At 45.3% G+C, this 20,908-nt stretch carries 15 protein-coding genes and 1 tRNA gene; 5 read left to right on the top strand and 11 right to left on the bottom strand.

The window, feature by feature from the left end; translation table 11 throughout:
• Positions 1-31 precede the first annotated feature (31 nt).
• From AC0VYA_RS18040 to AC0VYA_RS18025, 4 genes are read right to left on the bottom strand one after another with little or no spacing between them, the layout of a single operon-like run.
• Positions 32-1,285 (bottom strand): ATP-binding protein, encoded by a 1,254-nt coding sequence (locus tag AC0VYA_RS18040; protein ID WP_475489190.1) that lies wholly within the window; start codon positions 1,283-1,285, stop codon positions 32-34.
• Positions 1,286-1,294: 9 nt separating this feature from the next.
• On the bottom strand, positions 1,295-1,993 hold the full coding sequence (locus AC0VYA_RS18035; protein WP_011576299.1) for a response regulator: 699 nt from the start codon (positions 1,991-1,993) through the stop codon (positions 1,295-1,297).
• Positions 1,993-2,367, bottom strand: coding sequence for a DUF3019 domain-containing protein (locus tag AC0VYA_RS18030; RefSeq protein WP_475491092.1), 375 nt, complete (start codon positions 2,365-2,367; stop codon positions 1,993-1,995). Before AC0VYA_RS18030 ends, AC0VYA_RS18035 begins: the two co-directional genes overlap by 1 nt.
• A 45-nt stretch (positions 2,368-2,412) precedes the next feature.
• Positions 2,413-3,291, bottom strand: coding sequence for a MipA/OmpV family protein (locus AC0VYA_RS18025; protein WP_475489189.1), 879 nt, complete (start codon positions 3,289-3,291; stop codon positions 2,413-2,415).
• Positions 3,292-3,541: 250 nt separating this feature from the next.
• Here AC0VYA_RS18025 and AC0VYA_RS18020 point away from each other — a divergent pair, with 250 nt between their 5' ends.
• Positions 3,542-4,912 (top strand): DUF4397 domain-containing protein, encoded by a 1,371-nt coding sequence (locus AC0VYA_RS18020; protein WP_475489188.1) that lies wholly within the window; start codon positions 3,542-3,544, stop codon positions 4,910-4,912.
• 423 nt (positions 4,913-5,335) lie between these two features.
• Positions 5,336-5,869: a DUF3016 domain-containing protein gene (locus tag AC0VYA_RS18015; protein ID WP_473475980.1), complete on the top strand. Its 534-nt coding sequence runs from the start codon at positions 5,336-5,338 to the stop codon at positions 5,867-5,869.
• 40 nt (positions 5,870-5,909) lie between these two features.
• Here the strand turns inward: AC0VYA_RS18015 and AC0VYA_RS18010 are convergent, their stop codons facing one another.
• The 5 genes from AC0VYA_RS18010 to pepA all read right to left on the bottom strand — a co-directional run bounded on the left by AC0VYA_RS18010 (position 5,910) and on the right by pepA (position 14,222).
• Positions 5,910-7,595, bottom strand: coding sequence for a diguanylate cyclase (locus AC0VYA_RS18010; protein WP_475489187.1), 1,686 nt, complete (start codon positions 7,593-7,595; stop codon positions 5,910-5,912).
• The gene (locus AC0VYA_RS18005; RefSeq protein WP_475489186.1) at positions 7,588-9,063 is read right to left on the bottom strand and encodes a bifunctional metallophosphatase/5'-nucleotidase; all 1,476 of its coding nucleotides are present in this window, start codon (positions 9,061-9,063) and stop codon (positions 7,588-7,590) included. Before AC0VYA_RS18005 ends, AC0VYA_RS18010 begins: the two co-directional genes overlap by 8 nt.
• Positions 9,064-9,427: 364 nt before the next feature.
• Positions 9,428-12,193: a valine--tRNA ligase gene (locus AC0VYA_RS18000; protein ID WP_475489185.1), complete on the bottom strand. Its 2,766-nt coding sequence runs from the start codon at positions 12,191-12,193 to the stop codon at positions 9,428-9,430.
• Between the two features lie 26 nt (positions 12,194-12,219).
• The gene (locus AC0VYA_RS17995) at positions 12,220-12,690 is read right to left on the bottom strand and encodes a DNA polymerase III subunit chi (protein WP_011576291.1); all 471 of its coding nucleotides are present in this window, start codon (positions 12,688-12,690) and stop codon (positions 12,220-12,222) included.
• Between the two features lie 26 nt (positions 12,691-12,716).
• Complete coding sequence (pepA, locus tag AC0VYA_RS17990; protein ID WP_006994216.1) at positions 12,717-14,222, bottom strand: leucyl aminopeptidase; 1,506 nt, start codon at positions 14,220-14,222, stop codon at positions 12,717-12,719.
• A 287-nt stretch (positions 14,223-14,509) separates the two neighbouring features.
• Here pepA and lptF point away from each other — a divergent pair, with 287 nt between their 5' ends.
• Together lptF and lptG are read left to right on the top strand one after the other, a co-directional pair.
• Complete coding sequence (gene lptF, locus AC0VYA_RS17985) at positions 14,510-15,616, top strand: LPS export ABC transporter permease LptF (protein ID WP_475489184.1); 1,107 nt, start codon at positions 14,510-14,512, stop codon at positions 15,614-15,616.
• Positions 15,613-16,674 (top strand): LPS export ABC transporter permease LptG, encoded by a 1,062-nt coding sequence (gene lptG / locus AC0VYA_RS17980; RefSeq protein WP_011576289.1) that lies wholly within the window; start codon positions 15,613-15,615, stop codon positions 16,672-16,674. The genes lptF and lptG overlap by 4 nt, the downstream gene beginning before the upstream one ends.
• Before the next feature lie 29 nt (positions 16,675-16,703).
• On the opposite strand, the gene AC0VYA_RS17975 is transcribed toward lptG, so the two are convergent.
• On the bottom strand, positions 16,704-17,210 hold the full coding sequence (locus AC0VYA_RS17975; RefSeq protein WP_475489183.1) for an RDD family protein: 507 nt from the start codon (positions 17,208-17,210) through the stop codon (positions 16,704-16,706).
• Between the two features lie 243 nt (positions 17,211-17,453).
• Here AC0VYA_RS17975 and AC0VYA_RS17970 point away from each other — a divergent pair.
• A tRNA-Leu gene (locus AC0VYA_RS17970) sits at positions 17,454-17,539 on the top strand.
• A gap of 593 nt (positions 17,540-18,132) precedes the next feature.
• Here AC0VYA_RS17970 and AC0VYA_RS17965 read toward each other — a convergent pair.
• Positions 18,133-20,904, bottom strand: coding sequence for a hypothetical protein (locus AC0VYA_RS17965; RefSeq protein WP_011576287.1), 2,772 nt, complete (start codon positions 20,902-20,904; stop codon positions 18,133-18,135).
• Positions 20,905-20,908: the final 4 nt, after the last annotated feature.

The following is a 20,908-nucleotide window of genomic DNA, read 5'->3' as shown; positions in this document are numbered from 1 at the left end:
GCTGCAGATAATAGAGAAATGTAAGGTCGTGTTAGGGCGTTGGTGATTGGCGGTCGTGGCGGGGGTAGCGCAATACAAATGCAGCGCCGCCCAGCGCTGAATTGTGTACTTGGCAGTCCCCTTGGTGCCACTGCTGAATACGCCGTACAATAGCTAAGCCCAGTCCCGCACCGCCCGACGCACGCGTGCGCGCTTCATCTGGGCGATAAAATGCATCAAATATCTTTTCTTGGACGTCTTTTGGAATACCTGGCCCGTCGTCTTCTATGCTGAGCAAAACATGGTCTTGGTCTTGGGTGATATTGATTGAAATGCGCGACTTTGCATATCGACTGGCATTCACCAGTAGGTTTTCTAGCGCCCTTTGTACGAAATGATCATCTGCGAGTAGCAGTATGTTCTCCCCAGAAATACATACCTGATGATCTTTCAAATGCAGGGTTTGCAGATGGGCAACCACTTGCTCTACAAGCTCCTTCAACGGGATTTCAGCTAAATTAAGCTCAGGGATAAGTACATCACTACCGGCGTAGTCAAGCATCTCTTGCACGAGTCTTTCCAGCTCTTCCACATCCAGAGACATGGCATTCCATTTTTCAGAATTGCTCGCGGGTCGTGCTTCAAGCGCGAATTTTAAACGCGCTAGCGGCGTGCGAAACTCATGAGCCACAGCCCCAGATAGCTCTCGTTGCGATTGCAGCAAACTCTTTACCTTTAGGCTCATGTTGTTAAGCGCTTGGGCAATGGGGGCTATGTGTGATGTGCTAGCAATGTGGTTATCCACTAGGCTGCCATCGTCTTGAACATGACTCACGCTGCGTTTTAGGGCACTTAAATCACGCCACAATGGCCATAGCCAAAGGGCGATTAATGCCCCTAAACATACGAAGAATATGCCGCTGTACACCATGAGCGTTTGGCTGTTGGTTTGCGGGCGTGTGATATTGAGCTCTAACAAGTCGTTTTTGTTAAGGGCGATATACAGCTGTTCACCCATTTTCTCGTCGTACAATAAAACGCTTTTATTATTTTTGAGCTGAGCCGCGCTTTGTGCGCTCCAACCAATACTGTTGTAGGGCACAACTGTGTGGGGCAGAGCGGTACTTTGGGCCAACGCAAGTAAGTTGTCATGATTGTTTTTGGCCGCGTCAAACAAGGTCATTATCGTCGTAACATGGCCTGTTGGGCCTTGGGGGGGATGGCTGAAAAGGCGTTCTAACCCTGCACTTAGGCCAATCATGGCTAACACAATAAAAAGGTACAAACTGATAAACAATCTAGCCATACTGAAAGATTATTCCCACGCGTCAGCGACGAAATAAAACCCTTTTCCCCAAATGGTTTTAATACGATAGGGGTGACGAGGGTCATCCTGCAGTTTTTTACGCAGACGCGAAATGCGCACATCCGCAGAGCGGTCTAAACCATCATATTCTCTGCCGATAAGCTCGCGGTACAGCGTGTTGCGATCCACTAGCTGAGACGCATTTGCGGCCAATTTCCAGAGCATATCGAATTCATGACTGGTTAGAGGCACATCTTCGTTTTTAAGGGTCACCTTGCGTGCTAGATAATCAAGTGTTAGCTGACCAAAACGCAGTTGGGTCGCTCTCTCAATCGGGGCTTTAATAGTATTACTTCGCCTCAGCAGCGCCTGAATACGCGCTAACAACACCCGGGGTTCGACCGGTTTCATAACGTAATCATCTGCGCCAATCTCAAGGCCGAGTACATGATCAAAATCGCTATTTTTTGCCGTCATAAATAACAGCGGTCCTTGATATTCAGGGCGAATTTTTTTGCACAACGTAAAGCCGTTATCCCCCGGTAGCATAACGTCAAGCACAACCAAATCTGGCGAATGTTGTTTAATCTCATCAAGCAAACCCGTGCCGTCACTTAAACTGGTCACGGTGAAATCATGTTGATTCAAGTATTCACTCACAAGCTGGCTGAGTCGCGCGTCATCCTCAACAAGTAATATGTGCGGCATTAGAAAAGGCTCCAAGGATTGTTGACCCGAAAACGGGTACTGCGCCGGGTCGACTTCACCCTTAGCGGTTGTTGAAGAAGGGTTTTACCCAATGCGTCTTTTAATAATAAACGTGTGTTGTCATCTATGGTCAGGGTTAAGTCTTTTTGCACAACCGTTTCGCTGGAGCAAAATAGCCGTTGTGGTGACAGTTTAACCACATACACACAGTATTCCTGCTGGTATTCGTTTTGTACCTGAACTGAGAGCGTAAACTGGCACTGTGTGCCAACGCGCTGAGTGACGCACACTATCGGCTGAATTTGCCAGTTAACGTCATGCTCTACAGCGTGTACTTTGTCCCCTAAAACTATGCTTAAACAGGCTAACAGCACTCTCAAATTATGCGTGCTCCAACGAATGAGTTGAAACTATCTGCGTCATCTGAATACGTACCCAAGACCAATAAATACCGTACTTGTGTATTTTTTATCTACTAGTGGGCTGTTAGTCATCCCTGAATGAAGCCAAGTCACACTGGTTCGGATAAGCCATTGCCATTGTTGGTTTATCTTCTTGTTGGCGCTGAGCGCTAAGCTGGGTTGCCAACCCGCTGAAGCGTCGTAATAAAGATCACGGAGCACGTTATCTTGCTGATCCACACCGTAATAGTAATCAACTAATTTGCTGCTCTTCCAAATCACAGTTGGCGCTAAGCTAACTTGCCACTCGTTTAGCGGCCAATGGTGTTGGTAGCTAATTTCAAATTGATGCCCGTGATGCACGTTTGAGGCATCTGTTTTGACCGCGACGCGCCACTGGGAGTGGGCGCTGCGTTTATGCCAGCGTATACCAGCATCTATCGCCCATTTTCGACTTTTTACTTCGTCGACTGAGACTTGGCGATCATCAAAAGGAGACGCGTTTGACGGCCCAATAGCGTTACTCAAAAAATGACCAGAAGCACCAAGTACATTGCTGGGGTGCCAAAAGGTGAAAAAGGCTTTTTCGGTGTTAACGCTGAAAAAGGTGTCTAGCGCAAAAGTCGGGGTTTGTATCCATTGATAGCCGACTTCGGCGTTATCCAAATAAACGTTATCACCGTAGTAGGCTATATCGGGGATGAGCACGAGAGGGATAGCATCGCCGCCAACGAGTGGATTGGTCTTTGCGCCAGCGCCGAGGGCTATTCCCACTCGCCATTTCTCAGTTTCGATGCATTGGGCCGAGTTGCAGTCTGCGTACGCGTATTTTGCGAGGGTAAAAAAGCATAGCAAAATGCACTTTGCGCCTAGCTTTTTTATACTGTTTGTACCCATTTACTACACCCACACTTCGAAACAACGTTGATCATAAGATAATTATCAAAAGTTCATAAAAACTGCGAACTTTTCTATTGATGCATCCTAGCAAACCCGCGGGTAAAGCTCACCACAGGGTTACAATTATTCACAAATCCTCGCAATTAAGATCGAGACACCTCACGCAGTGTGATTAGGATATTAAGCCAACAAGATAGGCCCGAATTAAGACGGGCGACATTGGCTCATAACATCAAGGAAATGCACCATGTTAGGTACTGGTTTACGCGGTTTATTCATCTTCATTCTCACTTGGCAACTCGGCGCATGTGGGGGCTCTGATGATAAAGAAGACAGCAAAAAATATGACAAGCCTTACTTGCAGTTTTACAACGGCTCTGGGGGAAGTGGCTCTGTTTTTCTCAGTATTGATGAGAGCAGTAGCGCCGGCTCTGCCGTATACGGTGATGCGACTAGTGTACTCACACTTGAAGATAATGACGTTGGTTTGACCTTTACTGAAAAAGACAATGATGGTGTTACGCATACCCTAGAAGAGTTATCTGTAAAAGTGAGCACGGGTCATAAAATGCTGGTGGTGCTTAGCGCAAAAGACAGTGCGGCGATATTTAATACCTATGAAATTGAACGTACAGAACTGGATAAACGTTTTCGATTATTTGCTACATCAGTACTGACGAGCGACCAAGACTATGATGTGTACTTAGGTGAGAATGGCAGCTCATTTGCGAATGCACATTTGTTGGCGACTGTGTCAACAGACGAACTTGAGCAATTTGACTCATGGCAAACCGAAGATACGAGTTCGTTTAGCCAGGGAGAATATCAGGTGTATTTAACCCTGCCCGGTGAAGATACCCCTGTGTTTGAAAGTTCAGCCATTGCATTTAGTTACGCCACTGAATACACAATGATCATTCGTGCCAGCTCTGGAGCGATAAAGAATAATATCGAAATGGACTTAGTCATCAACTCTTCTTCCGTAAATAAATACACCTCAACAGATGAGGCTGCGCAATATCGCATTTACAATAGTCTTGAAGAAAAAGACGTGATCGTAGATGTAAAGGGTGGCCAGGATAATCAGCAACAAGTGTCTGTGGCTGCCAATGGTTTGAGTGATTTTCGAGGCATCGCTTTTGGTGATTATCAATTGTCAGGTCAGGTCAGTGACGATGATAATCTTGCATTCTCAAATCGTTTGCTAAGCCTGAGCCAAGGCAGAAGCAATGCGATCGTGATATACCAAGATGAGGAGCAACAGTTAGTCACACTGACGTTTGAAGAAAGTAACTTGCCGCAAAGTGTCGAACACGACATCCAAGTGGTGAATGTGAACCCAGATTATGATGGCCTTGATGTCTTCTTTGTACGCCAAAATGAAACCATTAGTACGGCGAAATATCGCACCCAAAATTTAGCCTTTGAACACTCTGCGCGCTTAACTATAAAAAGTGGTCAGTACGAGATTGTGATGGTGCATAACGATGAGAATAATAGCCCGTTATTACTCGCACGAAGTGAAATGCTGGAGATTGATCAAGACGTTAATTACATTGTTAGCCTTCAAGCATCAACGTTATCCCCCAGCGGCTATAAAATCGTGCTACTGCACTAATACATGAGCGGTGGTTAGGCAATAGCGCTATTTGGTAATTGAAGTCGTGTTATCTGCCTTTGGAAGCTAGCAATGGGGACAATAGCCAGAAGTCTAAATATTTTGATAGCACGCGGCTGATGTACTGCGAATTTATTCGCCGCAATACGGTCTATTTAATATAAGCCAAGATGAAATAGCGCTTTTGGCCCTAATGTTATTGTTAATGCATGTTACTTTTAAAGGCTTAGATTAGAGAGAGCGCTCTCATGAGTTGTTCTTATGAGTAGCCGATATAAGTCGCTTAAAGGTGTTAAATAAAGGTGTGAAATAGTGTTCAGGCCGTATTCAGCGCGTTTGCGGTAGACTTTGATTAAATGCGATATGAGATATGCGACATGGCTCAAGCGCATCTTAAATTCGCACAAAAAAAGGTGAATGAATATGAAAAATCTAGCTGTCGTCCTGTTATCGGGCGTTACGTTAATGTTATCTGGGCAGGCCTACAGCCAGGCTAAAGTGGATGTGACGTGGCAAGACCCAGAGAAATACACAGATGTGCGCCCTTCAAATGAGTCGCGTACCCGCTTTAAAGAGCGCACGTTTAAACAATTAGACGAATATATTACAGAGCTCGCTGAAACCTTGCCTGAAGGCCAGACCCTGAAGATGAACGTAACGAACTTAGATTTAGCAGGGCAGGTTTGGCCCGCTTCGTTTGTGGGTATGGGCAGTGGGGCAAACGATGTGCGCTTGATTAAAAGTATCGATATTCCGCGTATTGCGTTTAGCTTTGAGTTGCTTGGGGCCGATGGCGCTGTGATTCAGCAAGGTGAGCAAAACTTGAAAGACATGTCTTTTCAAAATCGCCACAATCCGTTTTTTGCGTCTGAGAACTTACGTTATGAGAAAAACATGATACGAATGTGGTTCGATGAGCAATTTCCCCAGGAAGTCGCAAAAAAGAATACTCACTAATTTATAACGTCGCATGATTTGCGACGTTTTTTGCGCGATACTACGAGGTGATAATATCCGAATAATGCACCATCCGGTCGCGGCCACTTTGTTTGGCTGAATAAAGTGCGTGATCCGCTAAACGTTGAACATAGTCTGCGTCTTTCGGATCTTGCGGTTGACAGGTTGACACGCCGATACTGATGGTCAAATGTTCTTCTTTGGGACTGTATTTATGCTCAAGGTTTGCATCACGCACGGCTTCTAGTAGCGCCGTGGCAACTCTTATCGCACCATCTTTATCTGTATTGGGCAAGATAAATACGAATTCTTCACCGCCGTATCTGGCGGCAAAGTCACCACTGCGTTGGGCGAACCTTTCGAGTAATTGCGCAATCGCCACCAAAGCTGTGTCGCCTGCTGCATGACCATAATTGTCATTGTAAAGTTTGAAATAATCCACATCAATCATGAGTAACGACAGGGACCATTTTTCTCGGTTCGCTAGCCTTAGTTCACGCTCTAATCGTTCATCTAACGCTCTGCGATTGGGGATACCCGTTAATCCATCTAACAGTGATAGTTCTTGTAAGGCGAGCTTTTGCTGCTCGATGGTCGTGGCAAAATAGTCGATGGTATCGGCAATGTCAGATATTTCATCATTGCCTGAGATATGCGTAGTATTGCTAAAGCCGTTGGCCCTGTCTTGAACCACCATATTAAGCTGAACTAAGCGTCTAACCACGCGATTTTGAATAAAGAATACAATGACTAACAGTAAAATGAGTGCGCCAATGACGTACAGCTCCACATTGTCTATTTGTTCTTTGATTCGGCTAGAGGTTCTGCTTGTTTGAGTGATAAGGGAATCACTCAATTGATAAGACTTAAAGTTGAGTAGACGTGCGTAATCGGTGATCAAACTATGCACAAAGTTGCCGCGCCCGGTCACCCGGCCTGATATGCGCAACAGGTTAATTTGTAACGGAAATATTCCCTGATCATGTAGGGCAATATGGGTGAATTCATCGACGATCTTAACTAATCTAGGGCGCAAGGAAATAGGCAACGCATTGGCGTTTTTATACAAAGTATCAGTGATGGTGTGAGCCGCAAAGGACGATTGGCGGATAGCTTGCAACCGAGTCAAATTGGCGGCATTGCTAGATAGGGCAACAGCTTCATACAATGCGGCACGCCAATCTTGCAAACCTTGAATATCCTTCTTCGACAATGATGGGGCAGTAGTGATTTTAACCACTTTATTATTGAGCGCATACAAGGCTTTTTGCTGCACAGCAAGTTGCTTGGCAAGCTTAATCCTGTGTAGCGCGATGGTTTTTAACTCTAGAATTTCACTTTCAATCGCATTCAAGTGAAACTCAAGGTACTGGGTGCCTCCTTGACGCTCAGCAACAGTTCTAATCTGCTCCATCTTGTCATTAACATTCCGTTCAGCAATACGCAGTGCTGCCTCAGAATTGGCATAACTCAGGCCATCACTGATGGCTGAAAGGGCAGTGATGTGATTGTTTATTTGCTCTGAAAATACTACGTTGGGCAACGATTTATTCGCAAGGTTATCGAGGATTTCACGAAAATCACTCAGGCGTGAATGGGCTAATATAGTCACACTGATAAAAATGGCGAACACACTAACAAACGCTATTGCAAATACGCTGCTAAGAGGTATACGCGCCTTTAACGTTTTACCCGGTTTGCTGGTAGCTGGGAGTTGTTTACTCATGAATATCTACTAGTCGCTCATCTAAATTTGGTCCTAACTCTTTGCTGTTTCTCATGCTTTCCATAAACACGTCAACCACCATTGGCGGCTCCATATATCCCAGCGTAATCTGAGGGCAAGCACTGAGTACTTGATAGCCATCCCCGCCCTGTGCCATGTAGTCTGTGGTGGCTAATTTGTAGGCTCGGGTTGGCACAATCGCTTTACCATCAAGCGTGATAGACACAACCCGTTCCCCCGCTTTTTGATGTGAATCGTATTTAACCTCGATACCTGAAATCTGCGGAAAACGGCCACGCACATTTTCAATCTCACTTAACCCATTTTCAATCGCAGCTCTTAACTGCAAACCCGTCACTGTTAATACAGCCAATTTGCTGCGAAAGGGCAATTCTTCAGCGATTTCACGGCGTGTGAGTTGTTGCCCCTTGGTGTATGAGCGATTTCCGCGAATGATGCCACCGTTAAGCAGTGCCATATCGGCATTGGCGAATGATTTCAATGCATCAGCCACGGCGTTAGCAAAGGCATTCTCTTCGGTACGTACGCTGATCCTTTTGGTTTGAAAAGCTTGTGTAACGTTAGCGATGGGTTGATCGAGTAGGCGATTTAAGCGAGATGTATAGCCTTTTACTTGCCCAGCAACTATGGGCTCTTTGGAAAATTCCGATAGGTTTTTGCTAACCCAGCTTATGTCGAGCTTAGGTTTTTTGCCGGTATGCACATTTAAGTTTATTTCAGCTAAGTGATTCAGGTAATTCAACACAACGGCGTGAGGATGTTGAGGTAATACTTCATCAGGTATGATCGTGGACTCAGGTGTTGTTGTTACTGATATGTCGATAATCTGCTTGTTCAATAGCTGATCTATAAACGCAAAGCTGTAGGAATACATTAAGATGACAATGTCAGCGCCTTTTTCTCGCAACGTTCTGGATGTTTCAGTAATGATTTGCTGTGGGTCGCGAATGACAATCTGCTTTAATAAATAGTCAGTGATAGCGCTATCATCTAGCACAGAAATAACGCCGAGCTTTACCCCTTTTTGCTCGACTATGACGTAATCGAGTAGTCCGTCTACATTGGCTTTACTGCGTTTGTCATAAACATTACTGGATATCAGCGGAAAAGCCGCCTCGTAGGAGCGTAATGACAATTCGTCTTCAAAATAGCTAAATTCACGCTTAGTGACAGACATTACATCGGGCTCTAGGCTATTAAGAATATCAATGATATGTGTGCCGCGGTCTAGGGATGAAAGCGGACTAGGCGCCAGACTGTTGCCACCGAATAAAAAAAACGTGCTGGTATCTTTTTGATTGCGATACGATTGCAGCGCGCTAGAGAGCTCAGGATAACCTCCGACATGTTTTAAGCCTATAACCGGCATGTCAGATGCGTAGATGATTGTCACATTCTCACTTTTAGGCACGTCAGCGGTGACTTTATAAGAAAAACACGTCAGCATGCTGATGCACAAAAGTACAAATTGTATCCGATTGATGTTGCAGTCCCCTAGATCAAAAAAGCGTGTAACTAGCTGAAATGTATCAAGCAAGTATTACATATTGACGTTATTCAATAGTCAGCTATTAGTCTAATTTATACCAATTGTTTTCGTTTATTGTCGTAAATCTCTTTTCTTAATTAATTTTTGTTACAAGAGGCTTTTCACACCGTACTTTTCACACTGCACTTTTCACACCAGGCTTGGCGACAAATTCACCCGCACTGATTTTACAAGGTGTGCGAGTTAAATGACGTGTACTGTTCGTATAGATATCGATGGCAATAAACTGCGCAGGCAAGTAGGCCTGCGCAGGGGGGACTACTTACAAATTTTCAATGGTTTGTTTCTGCTCTTTCAACTTCGTCATTTGCATGGTGAAGTCATCAAGCTTGGCTTTTTCTTTATCAATGACCGCAGGTGGTGCATTGCTAACGAATTTTTCGTTGCTCAATTTACCTTGAGTACGGCCAAAGTCAGCTTCAATTTTTGCTAACGCACGGTTAATCCGGGCCAGTTCTGCGTCTTTATCTATTAGTCCAGCCATAGGAATAAGAATCTCCATCTCACCTACTAGCGCGGTAGCACTGGCAGGGGCTTCCTCTTCTGGCTGCAACAATTCAACGCTTTCAAGTTTGGCTAGCGCCCCTAAAAACTCACGGCTGCTTTGCAAACGTTGCCAATCTTGAGCACTGGCGTTACGAAGCAACACATTTAACGGTTTATTAGGTGAGATATCCATTTCGCCGCGAATATTACGAATGCCCACAATCACGCTTTTGATCCACTCCATTTCGGCTAGTGTGTCTTCGTCGCGCAGCGCTTCGCTTTGCGCTGGGAATGGCTGAGTCATGATGCTGTCGGCTTGAATGCCACATAGCGGCGCCAACCTCTGCCATATCTCTTCTGTGATAAACGGCATAATCGGATGCGCTAAACGCAAAATGCTTTCAAGTACATTGACCAATGTATGGCGGGTACCGCGTTTTTGCGCGTCAGTGCTCACTTCAGAGTTAAGTACCGGCTTCGATAGCTCTAAGTACCAATCACAGAATTGATTCCAAGTGAACTCGTACACCAAGTTCGCTGCAATATCGAAACGATAACCCGTTAAGGCATCTTCAAAGTCCTTTAAGGTTTGCTGGAAGCGCGCCAAAATCCACTTATCTGCTAGGCTAAGCTCCATGTCGCCGCCATTTGCGCCAGTGTCTTGGTCTTCAGCGTTCATCATCACAAAACGCGATGCGTTCCATAACTTGTTACAGAAGTTGCGATAGCCTTCAACTCGCTTCACATCAAAGCTGATGTCGCGACTGGTAGACGCCATCGCAGCAAACGTAAAGCGCAATGCATCGGTGCCATAAGCAGCAAAGCCTTCTGGGTAGCTCTTGCGGGTATTCTTTTCGATTTTAGCGGCTAGTTTAGGTTGCATCATGCCTGAGGTGCGCTTGGCGACTAAGTCATCAATACTGATACCGTCAATCAAATCGATAGGGTCGATAACATTGCCTTTCGATTTAGACATTTTATCGCCTTGCTCGTCGCGGATAAGCCCGGTGATATAAATTTCTTTAAACGGAATTTGCCCAGTGAATTTCTTGGTCATCATGATCATTCTGGCTACCCAGAAGAAAATAATATCGAAACCGGTAACCAATACGGCGCTAGGTACAAAAGTATCAAGCTCTGGGGTTTTCTTTGGCCAGCCCATAGTGGCAAATGGCCATAGGGCAGAAGAGAACCACGTATCTAACACGTCTTCGTCTTGGCGCAATGTGACGCTGGCTTCAAGGCCGTTCTTTTCGCGTACTTCAGCTTCAGTGCGGCCAACGTAGATTTTGCCATTTTCGTCATACCAAGCAGGTATGCGATGACCCCACCAAAGTTGGCGTGAAATACACCAGTCTTGAATGTTGTTCATCCACTGGTAATAGGTTTTGTCCCAGTTTTCAGGAACGAATTTAATCTCACCACTTTTCACGGCATCAATTGCGGGTTTCGCTAGCTCTTGAACTGCCACATACCACTGATCGGTTAAATAAGGTTCGATAACCGAGCCAGAGCGATCGCCTCGGGGCACTTTTAATTTGTGGTCTTCAATCTTAACCAATACGCCTGCGGCGTCTAAATCAGCGACGATTTGCTTACGTGCATCAAAGCGGTCAAGGCCACGGTATTGCTCTGGGGCAACATCGTTAATTTTGGCGTCATCGGTGAGAATGTTGATCATCTCTAGGTTATGACGTTTGCCCATGTCGTAATCGTTGAAATCATGGGCAGGGGTAATTTTTACGCAGCCAGTACCGAAGTCTTGCTCAACGTAGTCATCTGCGATGATCGGAATAAGACGGCCTGTAATCGGCAGCTTGATTTGCTTACCGATAAAGCCTTGGTAACGCTCATCATCAGGGTGAACCGCAACGGCTGTGTCACCCAGCATGGTTTCGGGGCGTGTGGTGGCGACAATCAGCTCACCTGTGCCATCGGCCAATGGGTAGCGCATGTGCCACATGAAGCCATTTTCTTCTTCGCTGAGTACTTCTAAATCTGATACCGCAGTGTGCAATACCGGATCCCAGTTGACTAAGCGTTTGCCGCGGTAAATCAGGCCTTCTTCGTGCAAGCGAACAAATACTTCGTTCACAGCTTCCGACAAGTCGTCATCCATGGTGAAGACTTCACGATCCCAATCGGGTGACGTACCTAAGCGACGCATCTGTTGGGTTATGTTGCCACCGGATTCTTTCTTCCAGTCCCAAATTTTTTCAACGAACGCTTCACGACCTAAGTCGTGACGAGTTTTACCTTGGGCGTTTAGCTGACGTTCCACCACCATCTGCGTAGCGATACCCGCGTGGTCGGTACCACATTGCCATAAGGTATTGTCACCCTTCATACGGTGATAACGAGTTAGCGTATCCATGATGGTTTGTTGAAAACCATGGCCCATGTGTAAGCTGCCAGTCACGTTGGGGGGCGGTAGTAATATGCAGTAAGGTTGGCCTTCGCCGCTGGCTTTAAAATAGCCTTTATCTTCCCACGCTTGGTAGCATTGCTGTTCAAGGTTTTGTGGGCTAAATGTTTTATCCATTGTGTTGGGTCTCGTTATTGCGATGACTAATGACCAGCGAGTGAGTTGAGTAACTCAGTGCTGGGTAACGTATCTAGTTGGTGGCCGGCGGCGCGATAATGCTTATAGCGCTCACGAGCTTGCTGCTTTAGCGCATCTGCGGCGGGTACAAAATCATAAATTCGACTGAATTTGCCATGAAAATCAGGCATGTTGTCAGCTAAGTTGATCAGTACCGGCTTATTAAATTGGCTTGGGCGTTGCCAGCAAATTTCAACAGGTGTGCCCGCTTGTGGGCCTTCGCCAGTGAGGTTGTGGGGCACAAAACGATCATTAGGCAGTTGCCATAACAGCTCGTCGAATTGTTCTGCTTGTGCCTGACTTTGGCACATCACCACACAGCGCTGTTTATTGCTAAAACACTGGGCCGCCAATTGACAAGCCAGCGCAAGGTGCGCTGGCTGTTGACTGGTTGCTTCTGCTTCTTGTTCAAGCAGGTAAAACGTGACCTTTGACATCAGGTTATCCGTTTATTATTGGCTGACTAATCTTCAGACTCAATGCCTGCTCGGTTCATTAAGAACTGAGATAGCATAGGCACAGGGCGACCAGTAGAGCCTTTTTCTTTACCGCCAACCCAAGCTGTTCCAGCGATGTCCATGTGTGCCCAGTTGTACTTACGCGTGAAGCGCGACAAGAAACAAGCAGCGGTAATTGAACCCGCTGGGCGACCGCCTAAGTTAGTCATATCGGCGAATGGGCTTTCTAGTTGATCTTGGTATTCATCCCATAACGGCATGCGCCATGCTTTGTCGCCACTTTGCTCTGATGCATTTACTAACTCATGAGCAAGAGGGTTATGATTACTGAATACACCCGTTGCGTGGTGACCAAGAGCGATAACGCAGGCACCGGTTAAGGTGGCTACATCGATAACCAATTCTGGGTCGAAGCGTTCAACGTAAGTTAATGCATCGCACAGTACCAAGCGGCCCTCGGCATCCGTATTTAGCACTTCAACGGTTTGACCTGACATGGTGGTTAAAATGTCACCAGGACGATACGCGTTGGCATCAGGCATGTTTTCACAGCCAGCTAATATGCCTACGACGTTTATCGGCAAGTTAAGTGCGCTGATGGTATGCATGGCACCTAAAACACCCGCTGCGCCGCCCATGTCGTATTTCATTTCGTCCATGGCTTCGCCTGGCTTGATAGAAATACCACCTGAGTCAAAGGTCAAACCTTTACCGACGAGCACAATAGGGGCTTGATCAGCAGGGCCGCCTTTATGCTCCATGATGGTCATAATGGATTCATTCACTGAGCCACGCCCTACCGCAAGGTAAGAGTGCATGCCTAGGGCATCCATTTGCTTTTCGTTGACAGAATCAACGTGCAAATTTTCATACTCAGCTTCAAGGGCTTTGGCTTGCTCGAAAAGGTACATAGGGTTACAGATGTTGGGTGGCATGTTGGCTACGTCACGGGTGGTCTTGCTACCCAATGATACGGCCAAACCGTGTTCAACTGCGCGCTCGCCAATAGTCAGCTCGCGGCGTGTCGGTACATTAAACACCATTTTACGTAATGGTCTGCGCGGCTCGCCTTTTTTGGTTTTCAACTGCAAGAAGGTGTACAAAGAGTCTTGCGTCGCTTCAACCGCTTGGCGTACACGCCAGTAGGTATCACGGCCTTTAACGTGAAGCTCTGATAAGAAACATACGGCTTCCATTGAACCCGTTTCATTTAAGGTTTTAATGGTTTTAGAGATGATTTGCTTGTATTGGCGTTCGTCTAACTCGCGCTCTTTACCACAACCGACCAACAATACACGCTCGCTCAGTACGTTAGGTACATGGTGTAACAATAACATTTGGCCCGGTTTGCCTTCCAGATCTCCACGGCGCAATAGGTTGCTAAGGTAGCCACCACTGATTTCGTCTAATTGTTCGGCCACTGAGGTTAAGCGGCGTGGTTCAAATACACCGACTACGATACAGGCACTACGTTGTTTTTCTGGGCTTCCACTTTTTACACTAAATTCCACGGGGCATCCTCGTCACGAAACTGTTAATCTGTCATTACATACTGGTTGTAACACTGAGCTTTTTGAATTTGTTATTGTGATGTTGTGCAAAGCGCTACGGCGTTATCTTTATAAACAGCGTTTCATTGCAATTGCAAGAAGAGCTCAAGCCAGACATAATCTGTAGATTACGTGCGGGCAAGCGCTTTAAAATGGCACACATTGCAAATGAAACGTGTGAAAACGTTAAGTTTACTTAAAATTTTGTAGCTTGCCACTAAAATTACCACTTTTGTGTTGGATATTGCGTGCTGATATTTCGTTATTTAGTTAAAGAAACCGTCAAATCCCAAACTGCCGTTTTTCTGGTTTTGATGGCCATTTTTATTACCAATAAATTTGTTAGGGTGCTCTCTGAAGCCTCAAACGGTGACATTCCTGCTAGCCTAGTTCTGGGTTTTTTAGCCTTGAGTATGCCAGTATTGGCCTCGCTTATTTTACCTCTGAGCTTATTTTTGGGGATCATGCTTGCTCATGGCCGCTTGTACGTAGAAAGCGAAATGACTGTGATGCGGGCGTGCGGTATCAGTGAATGGTACGTGACTCGCGTTATGCTAGTGCTTGCTGTGATCATGGCGTTGATAACAGGAGCCATGACATTATGGTTAGCGCCCCTGTCAGTAGAGCGAGAATATCAACTTGAAGAACAAGCGGGTGCAGATACAGGTTTAACCACATTAATTCCTGGGCGTTTTCAACAAACCGCCAATGAAAAAGCAGTGATTTTTGTACATGAAATCGGTAACGACAGTGAACCGCTCAAACGTGTGTTTATGGCACAACACGACACCACCACCGATAGCCAAAATGTACACTTGGTTTACGCCAAACAAGGCGGCTTGCGTGAACTGCCTGATGGGTCTGAAACGCTAGTGCTTGGCGATGGTATTCAGTACGAAGGTACGCTCGGTGAAAAGGACTACCGCGTGGTCGAATTTGGTGAGTATCAAATTCAAATTGCAGAGCAAGAAGCAGAGCAAAAACGGCGTAAATTATCCGCATACACCACCATGCAATTGTTTGAAGACTCATCCATCGATGCTATAGCCGAATTGCAGTGGCGTTTTGCTATTCCATTATCCTTATTTTTCTTGGTGATTATTGCTGTGCCCTTAAGTGCTGCTGACCCGCGACAAGGGCGCTTTGGTAAAATGTTCCCAGCACTCATGCTGTATCTTGGTTACTTCTTATTGTTGCTTGCCGGGCGTAAAGTGCTCGAAGATGGCAAAATACCGCCGATGCTTGGTTTATGGTGGGTGCACGCTGTCATAGGCATCATTGGCATGACGCTGATCTTTAAAGGGCGGCCAGTGGGCGTGCGAATACGAGCACGATTGCGGGGGAACAAAGCATGATTAAAATCCTCGACTGGTACATTGCTCGTACGCTACTCAGCACCACAGCCATGAGCTTAGGTGTATTGGTTGGCCTAAGCGCATTAATCAAATTCATCGAACAGATGAAAAGCGTTGGCAGAGGCAGTTACGATATGACTGTTGCCGCTGTTTACGTCTTCTTAAGTTTACCCCGTGAGCTTGAGCAGTTTTTCCCTATGGCTACTTTGATTGGTGGCTTAATTGGCATGGGTATTCTAGCCAGCAACAGTGAATTGGTAGTGATGCAATCGGCGGGGCAAAGTCGCTGGAACATTATTATATCCGCCATGAAGTCGGCCATTTTAATGGTGTTATTTGTAATGGTCATTGGCGAGTGGGTTGCCCCGGTCAGTGAGACCAAAGCCAAAGAAATTCGCACCCAAGCAATATCGGGCGGTAGTTTGTTCTCATCTGACAGATTAGTGTGGGCTAAAGACGGTGATAACTTCGTGAGTATCGGCGAAGTGGTTGATAAAGATACTCTGCGGGATGTGAGTATTTACGAGTTCGATAACGAATTGTATTTGCGCCAAATTACCACCGCAGAAAGCGCTACGTATCAAGACAAAACATGGGAGTTGAGCCATGTTCAATCTACTGAGTTTTCCGATAACCGCATTCAAGTACAAGACGCGGCTGACGGGGCATGGGCTTCGTCATTAACGCCAGATAAATTAGGTGTGGTCACAGTGAAGCCTGAAGCACTGTCCATCCGTGGGTTGATTGATTATGTGAATTACTTAGAGAACAACAGCCAAAACTCTGAGCGATACCGTTTGGCATTATGGCGTAAAGTGCTGCAACCGATTTCGGTTGGTGTCATGTTATTGATGGCCTTGTCGTTTATTTTTGGGCCACTGCGCAGTGTGACCATGGGGGCCCGAGTGATAATGGGGGTGCTGACGGGATTTGGCTTTTTCGTCAGTAATGAAGTGTTCGGTTCATTAAGTACTGTGTACCACATACCGCCTTTTATCGGTGCTATTTTGCCAAGTGTGGTATTCACCGGTATATCGATACATCTTTTGCGCCGCTAGAGGCGCTTTCAGACAGTATTGCAAAGCAATTAATTCAAATTACGCCAACTGCGATGGTGGTTGGCCTCTTTCGTTAGGCAAATCACTTCGGTACCCGCAATGCGATCTTGCAGCGATTGCTTATGCTTATAATCCAGTAATACCAACAAGGTACCCAAACCTAAGAATGACGTCACCATGCGTAAAAATGCGCGGGGATACGTTAACGGGTTTTCATTCGTGCTCACGATACGCAGACGCCAAGCGCGCATACCAATCGTTTGGCCGCCGTTGCGCCAAAACCATAAAAAGAACGCGATAATCCAAGCACCAACCCAACCTTGTAATACGTATTGATAAACAGGCGCATGCTGAATCAAATCACTGAAATGCTCGTAGCCGTGGTTGTTCAGCACGTTGTTTTCAACCAATAACAACATAGCCACCAACATCACCATAGCGGCGCACATACCCACAGCAACAGCGACCAAAATATCGTAAATAATCGCGGCTAAGCGACGAAAAAAACCAGCGCGGTAATAATGCTCAGAAGTCAAAAGGGCGTTCTCTCAGGTGAAGCGAAATTCAGCATACAAAAAAGTAAGCGTTTTATGGCAATAGTTACTTACTCATAGTTTCGCATAGTTAATGAGGGTTAGGGTAGGGACGATAGCAAAAATGGTAAAGTTGATGATAAGTTGAGCAATTAAAACAGCAAGGCAAAAAATCACTTGCGCGCGTCAGGTAAATCGCTATAATGCGGCGCTCTTAAAGGTTGCAGGCAACCTGAAAGCACCTTTGCCAGTGTGATGGAATTGGTAGACATGACGGATTCAAAATCCGTTGCTGAATAAGCGTGGCGGTTCGAGTCCGCCCACTGGTACCATCTCTTTGTTGTCTACACAAAGAGATACACAAGCCGACTTCAAGTCGGTTTTTTTGTGTCTGGGATTTGGGTTCTTGGATGTATTGAGTACAGAGTTAACACATCCTTGATGAAATTCCCCCAGCCACCGCATCCATGCGGTGTCGTTCAGCTCGGCGGAACTTCGTTCCTAAAAATACGAGCTTCACCCTCAAGTCGGTTTTTTTGTGTCTGAAATTCACGAAGTCGCCACGCACGCGCGTCGGCCGAAGGTCGGTCCCATCAAGCCCGCCCACTGGTACCAAACACTTAAACCAACTTTGTAGTTGGTTTAAGTGTATCTGAGATTTGGTTTATTGGATTGTTGGATGTATTGAGTACAGCGTTAACACATCCCTGATGAAATTCCCCCAGCCACCGCATCCATGCGGTGTCGTTCAACTCGGCGGAACTTCGTTCCTAAGAAGACGAGCTTCACCCTCAAGTCGGTTTTTTTGTGTCTGAAATTTGGATTCTTGGATTTATTGAGTACAGAGTTAACACGTTCCTGATGAAGTTCCCCCAGCTCAGACATCCATGTCTGGTCGTTCAGCTCGGCACAGGTTTCTCCCTTCTTAAATATCAGGTTGTCCGTTAACATCAAAGGGTTTATCAGTGAACGCAAATAAGGTTTCAATTTCTTCCATAAGTGCATTTGCTTTGGTGTCGTTTGCACTAATGTTAGTTGTAGTCGAAAGGTGAAGGTAAATTCCCCATAAAATGCCCAATGAAACCGATTGGGCATATCTCACCACCCACATATGTCCCAGTTTCTCAAGCTCATCTACTACAGCACTACTGAGTAGCATCCCGTTTATGCCTTCTTTCAACTCAGTATATTTGAGCGGTCTATAATTTTCTGGAATAAAGCCCTTTACGGTGTCTTTTAGTTTTTCAAGGTAAGATATTTTAAGTGTTGTTCTTTGCTTAACATTTTCGAATTCAGGCTCATTGTCACTTTTCTTAAACTGCAGGAAAGCATCACGTTCTAAACTCGCTATATCAAAAAAATCACAAACTAAGCAGCAAACAAAAAGTAAGGGTAAAATGTTTTGGCCCGGCTCCTTTGTTTTGGATTCATTGGCAAGTTGCTGGATCTTTTCTTTAATTTCTCTAGTTGTCTTTTTCCTATCCGTTTTGTTAGTGTGTTTTGCTTCTCGGGTAAGACAGCAAACTTTATAGAAGAGGTAGAGAATAATACTGCTCGACAGACTGCCATTATCTGGTTCTTCATTTGCAGCTTCCTTGTCCAAAGGACTTTTTCCGTCATCAATTGTTTGGCTAGAAACGAGTTCAGTGGAGGTGAAAAGAAAAAAATTAATCAAATAGGTAAACATCGACAGTTCTTTCAAGTTATTTTCACGGGAGTCTGCGTCATCGTTTATAAAGGCTTCGAGATATTTAATACAGGGACTGTGTTCTGAGTATCTGACTTCTTCTTTTTTTTCCGACTCATCTTCTACTGGTAGTTTAATTTGATGTACGTTACGCAAAGCGAGTACACCAGCGGCGGCATTATCCCCTATCCCATGAGCAGTATATTCTGTATCTTTTGTTCCCTCTATTGTTAGCATTACTGCAGCGGAACCTTCTTCTATTGATATTTCTTCAAACGAGCCGGCTTGATCTTTCCAAAGTGCAATAATGGGTTTAAATGACTTTCCTTTCGGCTGAGATAGCTTACACATTCCTAACGCAGTTACCGTGAGTACCGATGACCCTGGATCTTCTGCTAAAACAGTAGCGTAGCGGGCTGGCCACCTCTCTTTCATTTGAGGGCCATCTAACAAAGCTGCAACCACAAGGTTTGGACCTACTCCTCGAATGACTCTAGATACCGGCTCGACTCTTGCTAAATCCTCGCAGATCAAAGGGCATAATGTGAACCATCCCGTGGCACTGAGAAACGCTATTTTTCGTTTAGGAATTGATGAGTTCTCCCACCAACTTCCCCCCCCTGGCAAAAAACCAGAAAGCCCATAATTTTCTATCTGGCTTGAATCTAACCTCCAGCGGTGGTGCTTGTCCTGATATAGGTCGTACCATCTTCCAGCAAAATATGCACTCAATACTACTCTGTTGCTCACTGTCTTAGCACATCGAGTATCGCCATTATCGTCATCCTCAACACTACTGCGTGAGGATCTGACGCCGGCCATAACCAATGGAATTTGATCGTTTGATGAATTGAGGAATAAGTATTCCTTCAAGTGATTCAATTCCGCTTCAGAAATAGCGAGTTCAGGCAGAACCAGCATATGCACACGTCTGCAGTGCTTGCGACTAGACTCGATAATTCTCTGAACCTCTCGCACGAATGCAGCATCCCGATTTTCAACGGCCTCTTGCGGCTCAAAGCTAAAGTATCTAGCACTGTCGAAAGAAGCCCTAAAACGCGGAGTGATAGGTTTAAACCAGCTTTTACTTATTTCATTAGGTTTGGGAATAATGACGATATTTAACGTGTTTTCATCGAGATTCATCCAGGGGAGAGTTCGCCATACAACTTCAACTTCTGACTTGATGAAAGAGAGGTTGTGTGACATGGACCTAAGGGACAAACCTACTTTAGGTGTGCGAAGTTTAGGTAGTACGATACCGTGAGCTTTAGAAATACGTGATAGAGTTCCTTTCGACAGAAGCATGGTATTGGCTTCAAGTTCCAAGACACCGCGTTGTGCTTCACTGGGGCGGACAACACCCAAATTAACGGAAACTAAATCTGCGATGGCATGCATTTCTATCACGTCGACTATAAATTCGACGTATTTTTTATCTTTTTTATTTAGTTCATCACTTTTTCGTGTGTCGTAAAAGAGACTGTCATCCTCTACCAATTCATCAAGATATCTGGCTTTAGTTCCTTCCCAAAAACGATGAAACTTCTCCAATAAGCGTCTAAAACTTTTAGACTTAACGTGCTTAATTGAATTAGGTGTCGATTTTTCTATAGATTTTATGGTTGCCGTAAGCCTTTGGTTACTAATCTCCGTTGGGTCGCACTCCAATATATCTATCTTTTTTAACTTATTGATTTTTTTTAGTTGTACCATGTGCAGCCAAAGCCGCCACGCATTGGCGTATTCCTGAATTTCCTCTGTCCATTCAGGGTTAGTTAACCAGCATGAAATTTCATACTTGTGAATTTTTGTTAGAAATACCGGTGGACTCTCAACAACGAGTCGATACCAACCTGAGGTATCAAATAATATGGATGTAATACAGAAAATATCCGGGGGCCAGGAAAACCAGTTAACTTTCGACTTGGCATCAGCCTTTCTACTATTGTCTGGCCCGTAAATGTCTTGCATAAACTGATTTATAGTGTTGTTTGATTTTCCGCTCATTATA

Source organism: Paraglaciecola sp. QJM3NY_14 (assembly GCF_056173245.1).
Note: the sequence above shows the minus strand (reverse complement) of the source record. Positions and strands in the feature narration are given on the sequence as shown.